Annotated in this window: 9 protein-coding genes; 1 reads left to right on the top strand and 8 read right to left on the bottom strand. The window is 37.5% G+C overall.

Annotated elements, in window-relative coordinates; genetic code table 11:
- Window positions 1–1,077, top strand: a 1,077-nt coding sequence (locus GVN22_RS26430) for a phage integrase SAM-like domain-containing protein (RefSeq protein WP_166554014.1), incomplete at its 5' end; no start/stop codon positions are given.
- A 57-nt stretch (window positions 1,078–1,134) separates the two neighbouring features.
- Here GVN22_RS26430 and GVN22_RS26435 read toward each other — a convergent pair.
- From GVN22_RS26435 to GVN22_RS26470, 8 genes are all read right to left on the bottom strand, one after another.
- Window positions 1,135–2,259, bottom strand: coding sequence for a hypothetical protein (locus tag GVN22_RS26435; RefSeq protein ID WP_166554015.1), 1,125 nt, complete (start codon window positions 2,257–2,259; stop codon window positions 1,135–1,137).
- 24 nt (window positions 2,260–2,283) lie between these two features.
- Window positions 2,284–3,207 carry a DUF4238 domain-containing protein gene (locus GVN22_RS26440; protein ID WP_166554016.1) on the bottom strand — a complete coding sequence of 308 codons (924 nt, stop codon included), beginning with the start codon at window positions 3,205–3,207 and terminating at the stop codon, window positions 2,284–2,286.
- A 209-nt stretch (window positions 3,208–3,416) separates the two neighbouring features.
- A complete protein-coding gene (locus GVN22_RS26445; RefSeq protein ID WP_166554017.1) occupies window positions 3,417–4,907 on the bottom strand; it encodes a terminase large subunit domain-containing protein in 1,491 nt (496 codons plus the stop codon).
- Window positions 4,867–5,418: a hypothetical protein gene (locus tag GVN22_RS26450; RefSeq protein ID WP_166554018.1), complete on the bottom strand. Its 552-nt coding sequence runs from the start codon at window positions 5,416–5,418 to the stop codon at window positions 4,867–4,869. The genes GVN22_RS26445 and GVN22_RS26450 overlap by 41 nt, the downstream gene beginning before the upstream one ends.
- Window positions 5,405–5,809, bottom strand: a complete 405-nt coding sequence (locus tag GVN22_RS26455) for a hypothetical protein (RefSeq protein ID WP_166554019.1) — start codon at window positions 5,807–5,809, stop codon at window positions 5,405–5,407. Before GVN22_RS26455 ends, GVN22_RS26450 begins: the two co-directional genes overlap by 14 nt.
- Window positions 5,810–5,853: 44 nt before the next feature.
- On the bottom strand, window positions 5,854–6,171 hold the full coding sequence (locus GVN22_RS26460) for a hypothetical protein (protein ID WP_166554020.1): 318 nt from the start codon (window positions 6,169–6,171) through the stop codon (window positions 5,854–5,856).
- Window position 6,172: 1 nt separating this feature from the next.
- The gene (locus GVN22_RS26465) at window positions 6,173–6,394 is read right to left on the bottom strand and encodes a hypothetical protein (protein ID WP_166554021.1); all 222 of its coding nucleotides are present in this window, start codon (window positions 6,392–6,394) and stop codon (window positions 6,173–6,175) included.
- A gap of 54 nt (window positions 6,395–6,448) precedes the next feature.
- A partial coding sequence (locus GVN22_RS26470; RefSeq protein WP_166554052.1) for a hypothetical protein occupies window positions 6,449–6,697 on the bottom strand: 249 nt, incomplete at its 5' end.

Raw genomic sequence — 6,697 nt, forward strand, 5'->3', positions numbered from 1 at the left:
CAACGTGTCGAACTTGGTTCTACTAACATCGAAATACTCGTTGATCATTGGGACACAGCCACTAAAACAGTAAAGTCCCAAGACCCACATCACACTTTTAAAAACGAACAACTTCTTGCTAAACGAACAGAGCTACTCGCTATTTACAACGAATTTCTACGAAAGAAAAAGCCCTTCACAGCCCAACAAATCAAGCAAGCTTACGAGAATCAAGACGACCTGACAATTATGCAGGTTTTCGATCGCTACATGATCGACATCAAGCGTGACCCGAACCTATCTGAAGGAACGATTAAAACCTATCGAAACCACAGAGAGAAGTTTTTAGAGTTCTTGATTTCGAAAAAACAACACATGATGTACTTGGAAAGCTTCGAGCTGGCGGATTTTATAGAATATCGTAGGTATTTGGCCAATGTGGCAAAATTTGAAGAAGCTACTATTAGAAAGTACTCCCAGTCTATCAAAAGGCTTTTGAACTGGGCCGTTTTACACAAAATGTTACCTACAAACCCGCTACATTATTATCGAATACCTATGGATAAACAAAAGCCCCACGTGTATTTGACCGACGAGCAATTTGAAAAGCTCAAGGCTCACAAGTTTAAAAACAAGTCTGCTCAAGAAGTGGCCGACGTCTTTATTGTGTATTGTCGTACAGGGTTTCACTATCAGGATTTGAGGAATATCCAGACTGATTACAAAAAGGCTATCGTGGAAGGATTAGACGGTAGAGACTGGATTTTTTGGGAAAGAGTAAAGACCAATGTAAAAGCAAAAGTTCCGTTTTTTAAAGAGGTTAACGATATAATTGAAAAATACGGCGGTTGGGAAAATCTCCCAATCAAATCGAATCAGAAAATGAATACCTGGTTAAAAATCATTGCCGCCGAGCTTGATTTTCATGAGGAGCTGTCGGTAAAAGCTGGTAGAAAAACCTTAACAGACTGGTTACTCAATGTAAAAGGCTGGAGTAAAGAAGCTGTCAAGGTTTTACTAGGTCTCAAATCCGACCGATCACTGGAAGCTTACGGTAAAGCCGACGAGCGCCGGGTGATTTTGGAGATGGAGAGGTAGAAAATATCCCTTATTGAAGAAAACTCAATAAGGGATATTTTTCATTTAATCTCATGTTTAATTATATAAACTATCAAACTCTAAAAACTCATCAATATTTATTTTATCACCAAACTTATTAGTGAAATAATCTCTTGGATTAATATATAGATTGAATCTTCTATGATTCATTCTTCTAAAAAATTTTGAACTTAAAAGTATTTCATCAGTAAATACTTTATCATAGCCACTCACATAAATCAAATAAATTGCATTTAATTCACTTTGAGATAACTGAACTAGCAATAACGAGTAGTAGAACTCTTTTTCTCCTTCATTTAAAACAGTTGAATTATGGATGATTTGCAGTAAGAATTTCAAGCTATTTAGAAATTCCATTATTTGTGATTTTTCTAAAAATAACCGTTCTGTTTCGCTTTTAGCTCTAAGAGAATAAAATATTTTTTTATCATTAGTCAATTCGTCATTGATACAAAACTCGTAATAGAAATAAGGCTCAGGTAAATTTCCGAATTCGTCAGGATACCCATCAGTTCCATCATCATACCGTTCCACAGGCTTTAAATCAAAGAGTTTCTCCAGCAATGCTTTTTCTCGTGGTTGGTACTCGTCAACTCTAAAAAATTTCACTCCTAACACAGATACTCTACAAGCAATCTTTAAACTTAGCTGTTCAAGTTCCGGAGTTCTAGATTCTTTAGGATTAATATAGTTAAGGTAACTACTTTCACTGTATTTTAAATGTATGGGATCAAGTGCATGATAAGCTCTATATGCAAAGTTTACATCATTCAAAAATTTTCTTATGAAATCATCTCTTTGAATATCTGCCCTCTTTCCATTTAATACATTTAACAACATAAAAAACTGCTCTCTAAACTTATCTTTTTGAGTATCATTAAACTGTTTTCGAAACTGTTTTGCCTGCTTTTTATTTGCCTTAACTTGCTCCATCAATGCCCAATATGTAAGTATAGATGCGATGATTGAAATTAATGGACCCAATACTCCACCAATTGTATCACCCAAGGTACCAAAATTAGAGTAATTATTCGATACAGATATCGTACACTTAGGTTCGTTAGATTCAAGAATATTTAACCCAAATAATACTAAAAGAATATAGACTATTAAAATGACAATTAGCGTCCATATAACTACAGATACATGTTTTTTCTTCATATAAAAGTTGGATTTCTCACCTGGCTATAAAATTTTTGTAAGCAAAGAATTCGAATTATCAAAAATAAAATTATCCGAACTTTGAATAATTGCTTGGTTGTACGTCTTTACGGTATCTATTTCAGTTATCTCCTCAAAAGAACATTTCTCAGATATTAAAGAATCACTTTCAATAAATAGTGCATGTTTAGGTGAAATTGGATAATATAACTTAAGCTCTTTTACCTCATTACCCTCTTCTGAATTTTTTGCCTCAGTATTAATAATAGGTTGATCTCCTGTAATGAAGTTTATTTCAGTCAAATTATGTAACAGTGTTATTCTAAGACCAGCATTAGCGGCAAGGGTTATTCCTGAAATAATTGAATATGTTAATGATATGATGAACCATGCCTTATCAAGTAGAGACAAAACCACAGGGTTATCTTCATCACTAAAAGACTCCATCATTCGGTCTTTTGCCCCTTTCGTTCGGGTAAATTGAACAAATACAAAAATAATTGATTGTAAAATATTATCAGAATCTACTAAACTGACCAGCTCTTCTTTCGTACGAATTTTAATAATATCCTTTCCTAAATTTTCAAAAATACCCATTACAATTTCAAAGCTATTTTTTTCAATTAAATTGATGCGATCTTTTATTTCCTTTGGATCAGAAATAGTTAGACCATCAATTAAATATCCTGCCTTAATGAATTCATAAATAATTTGTGAATTCAAATCCTGCGAAATTGGATTGTTGAAGTATGTCAGTTTCACCAACCAATCTTTTTCAATTTGTGTTAAAGAAGAGACTTTATAAAAATACCTTCCTTGGGCTACGTTCATTAGAGATGTTTGTATTAACTTTTTATCTGGTTTATAATATGCCCAAATGCTTTCCTCATGTGACCATGCTCGTAGATATTCCCTCCAAACATAATGCTGTCTTTTTGTTGCTTCCATAATTTTTTATTTTCATTTTGGCAATATTAACGTAATTTTTAACGTATAGAAAAATTTGCACTATTTCAAATCACAAATTCATATTAAACAATTAAAAATCAACAAATTAAAATCATAAAACTATATTTCTACTTTAAACATCACAATCCAAAGCCCGCCCTTTGCCGTGGTGGAAATTTCCACTTTGGGTTGTGGCGAATATCTGAAAGCTACATGAAGTCAATCTCAAAGCCCATTGGTAAGTGACCCATGCCTTGGTTGCGCTTGTAAGTTATGTAGTAGTCAACGGTATCCGATAGGTGCGTGGCCTGCTCCTGTGGCACGCTGGTCTTGGTCTCACTGTCCTTGTTCTTGCTGTAGTCCTCATTGATAGGAGTCATCTCTATAGAACGTATCGTAGACTTAGCCCCACGTGGATTAATTCTAACCTTATATTCATCAGGCTTTTTCTCAGAAAGAATTTCATGTATCAGAAAATGTTTTTCCTTCCCCTCAAGGTTAAAAGTTAGGGGATGCAAATACACTTCCCAACCAGCATCAGAAAACACTTCAGAAAAAAGCTCAAATAAAGTAAGCCATTTCCCGTCACGCATTTTGGTACCGGCTGATTTACTCCCCCCGTTTCTATCCCCTGTAATATACACGACCTTTTTAGGGTGCTTCTCGTACAGCTCCACCACCTTATTAGCCAAGGTCTCGGCCATGGTCATGTTGTTCTTTGGTGTCTTTACGAAGGCATCGGCTATTTCTCGTAGCTCCCACCCTTCTGGCTGCCATATAGTGCAGCTCGTAAAGTGGGCATTGAAATCGACCGACAATTCCAAGGGTTTATTGGCTTGATAATACTCCAGCTCCTCCGGGCAATGAGTGTGCAAATTGAAGGCAGGATAAAACGTCTTTGGGGTTTTGCCTAGCCTGTTTCCTTCTACCTCTACATCAAACTCAATATCCGTGAGAGTCTCTTTTAGGTTGTCTATAAAATCGGGTGGTAAAAACGCCTGGTTATCCTTGGTCTTGATATGGCAGAAATAATATTTCTCAGGAAATTTTTTAGCCAATTCCTCATAGTCAAACATCCAATCCCCACTTGTACCATAAGGAGGTGACGAAAAGAAATAAAATCCCCAATGTAAATTGGAGTGGTATTTTCCTTTATTGGCCCTGATTCTACCCTGAAGGATTTTAAGCCATTCACGTTTGAATAATAGGCCCTCATCCAACAAAACAAAATCGTCGTTTCTACCACGGTGTATATCGGGTGTCAATTTGTAAGCACAAAGCTCTACGACAAAACCATTCGGAAAACTTATGCAGTTGCTCCAGTCGTCTGGTTCCTGGTAAGGTCTATCAAACGATTTGGGAGGTTCACGCCAAAGCACGTATTCGCCGTGACCTGTTTCCCAGTTGTAAGCTTTACAATTCCATCTATTTTCGTCACCCCAAGTTGCCTTTAATCCTGGCATCAAAGAACGTTTTGCTTGAGTAATGGTAATACAAGCAAATTGCCCTTTTGCCCTCGGCAACTCTTCTTTCATAACCATTAACAAATCCGCCAAAGTAACAGACTTTCCAGAGCCAATCCCTCCTACTATACCAGCGACTTTTACGCCATCACTGGATAAGTTAAACATGACTGTTTCCAAAAAGTCCGCTTGCTTATCATTCACTTGGATGTTCTGTATTTGTTCCAATGAGCTCATAATTGGTGTCTTCAACTTTTGGTGTAGTACTGTAATTATTATTTACCTCAACTCTTTTGATAACAATTTTGGTTGGTCGCTTTTTCTCCTCCATATTGGATTTGATTTCGTCATAGGCTCCGTCAATTTTAGCGGCTTCCTTCATGAGCTTCATGTATGAGTCCCAATCAAGTTCTTGTTTAGCTTTATACGCCGCTTCACGAAATAGCTCGGCATACATAAACTTTATACCTTCCTTGTTTCGCAATTGACGGAGCTCTGCAAAAGTCTCGTAGGCCATTGCCAAAATTTCCCTAGCTCTACGGTCTTGGACTTTTACAATCGGGTCATTTTTTAGGCATTGGATTACTTCCGTATCGGAGTATCCATCTTTGAGCCACCCACGGGCTACACTAATCTTTTCAAAGGTTTCTTGTTGAGTTGGGGTCAGCTCTCGACCAGTGAGCAAATGTTCCCGAAACACGCTCATTTCTTCGTAGACTTTGTCCAGGTATTTATTATGCTGTCTCATATTTAAGGCGTAGAAGTTCTTCTGTGATTTCTTTTTTTCTCAAGTTGCTTTTTGCTAGTTTTTCAGTCCATTCATTAAATCGACTACTTTCGGGTTTTTCCTTCATTTTTTGCTCAAACTTCCAAATAGCAGTATTCAATAGACTCAATTCATAACGGAGCTCTGCCTCCTTTTGAGGATTGAGCTTTTGTTGTTCTTTTCGTTCTTCACTTGGTAGTTTACCAAATCGTTCGAAGTAGGCAATTTGCAATCTGCATTCTTTCCAGGCTGCACGCTTTTCTCGGATCTGGTCAATGATGGGCTTTACTCCTTCTACGTCTTTATCATCGAAGGTATGAAGCTTGTTAGACAAAAAAGCGGCTTCACGATGCAAACTTTCCGCCTGCATCATGAGCCGCTCTAGCTTTTCACTGCTATGATCAGTCTCGTTTGACTCTACTCCGTTTTTTTTTCTTCTTCTGTTTCACCTTTAGTCTCCTGAGTTTCTTTTTCTTCAGTCGGTGGTGTTGGTGCTGGTGGCGTCACCATGGGTGCTTCAGTTTTGGGAGTGTTGTTCGCTGGAGCTGCTGTCTTGGTATTGGCAGGAGCTGGCTTTTCTGTTTGCTTTTTGGGTGCTGGCTCTTTTGCTTTTTCAACTGCACGTTCATAAGCAAATTTGGCCGTTTCGTATTTCTCAAGCGATACTTCCGTTTTTTGAGCGTTATGCTCCATTTCTGCCAATTGAAAATCAGCAAATAGTCTTTCTATGTTCATTTTAGTGTTTCGGGGTTAAAAGTTCTAATAAAGACGGAGTGCCTTTTACTTCAGGCTCAACGTAGTTTTCGTTAAGCGCAATAAAAGGGTTCCCGTTTTCAAACAAAACAGCAGCTTCCTCATCGCTGAGGTTGTCGTTGATGTATTTGGTTTGGCCCAGTACAAAAACGTGATTGGTAGCAGCGCTTTGTTTATCGGTAATTTTATATTTCTGGAGTGCCATAGATAGGAAAAGAAAAGAGTGACAAAGTAGAGTTTGTCACTCCAGATTGAGATATTAGGATAGCGCCTGTACTGCGAAAGTAACCGTATTGGCTAGTGGTACAATCGGGTGTGAGTATCCATCATTTTTGGCCGTAAAGGTTACACGCTTACGCTCTGTTCCTTTTGGTGGGTTCGTAATTTTGGCATCGAACATAAAAGGAATGTATTTGTCACCAAAATAATATAAACTATTGTCGTTACCCTGGACAATCAAGTTTACAGGTGTTTCATACAAAAGCGCCATTGCTTTAGCGATGTCCTT

The organism is Cellulophaga sp. BC115SP (assembly GCF_009905545.1).
GTDB classification, from domain to species: Bacteria; Bacteroidota; Bacteroidia; order Cytophagales; family Spirosomataceae; genus Flectobacillus; species Flectobacillus rivi.

What these genes read in the sequence shown, in the direction of transcription:
- GVN22_RS26435 (WP_166554015.1), bottom strand. Translation starts at nt 2,259, where the DNA reads ATGAAGAAAAAACATGTATCTGTAGTTATATGGACGCTAATTGTCATT.
- GVN22_RS26440 (WP_166554016.1), bottom strand. Translation starts at nt 3,207, where the DNA reads ATGGAAGCAACAAAAAGACAGCATTATGTTTGGAGGGAATATCTACGA.
- GVN22_RS26445 (WP_166554017.1), bottom strand. Translation starts at nt 4,907, where the DNA reads ATGAGCTCATTGGAACAAATACAGAACATCCAAGTGAATGATAAGCAA.
- GVN22_RS26450 (WP_166554018.1), bottom strand. Translation starts at nt 5,418, where the DNA reads ATGAGACAGCATAATAAATACCTGGACAAAGTCTACGAAGAAATGAGC.
- GVN22_RS26455 (WP_166554019.1), bottom strand. Translation starts at nt 5,809, where the DNA reads ATGATGCAGGCGGAAAGTTTGCATCGTGAAGCCGCTTTTTTGTCTAAC.
- GVN22_RS26460 (WP_166554020.1), bottom strand. Translation starts at nt 6,171, where the DNA reads ATGAACATAGAAAGACTATTTGCTGATTTTCAATTGGCAGAAATGGAG.
- GVN22_RS26465 (WP_166554021.1), bottom strand. Translation starts at nt 6,394, where the DNA reads ATGGCACTCCAGAAATATAAAATTACCGATAAACAAAGCGCTGCTACC.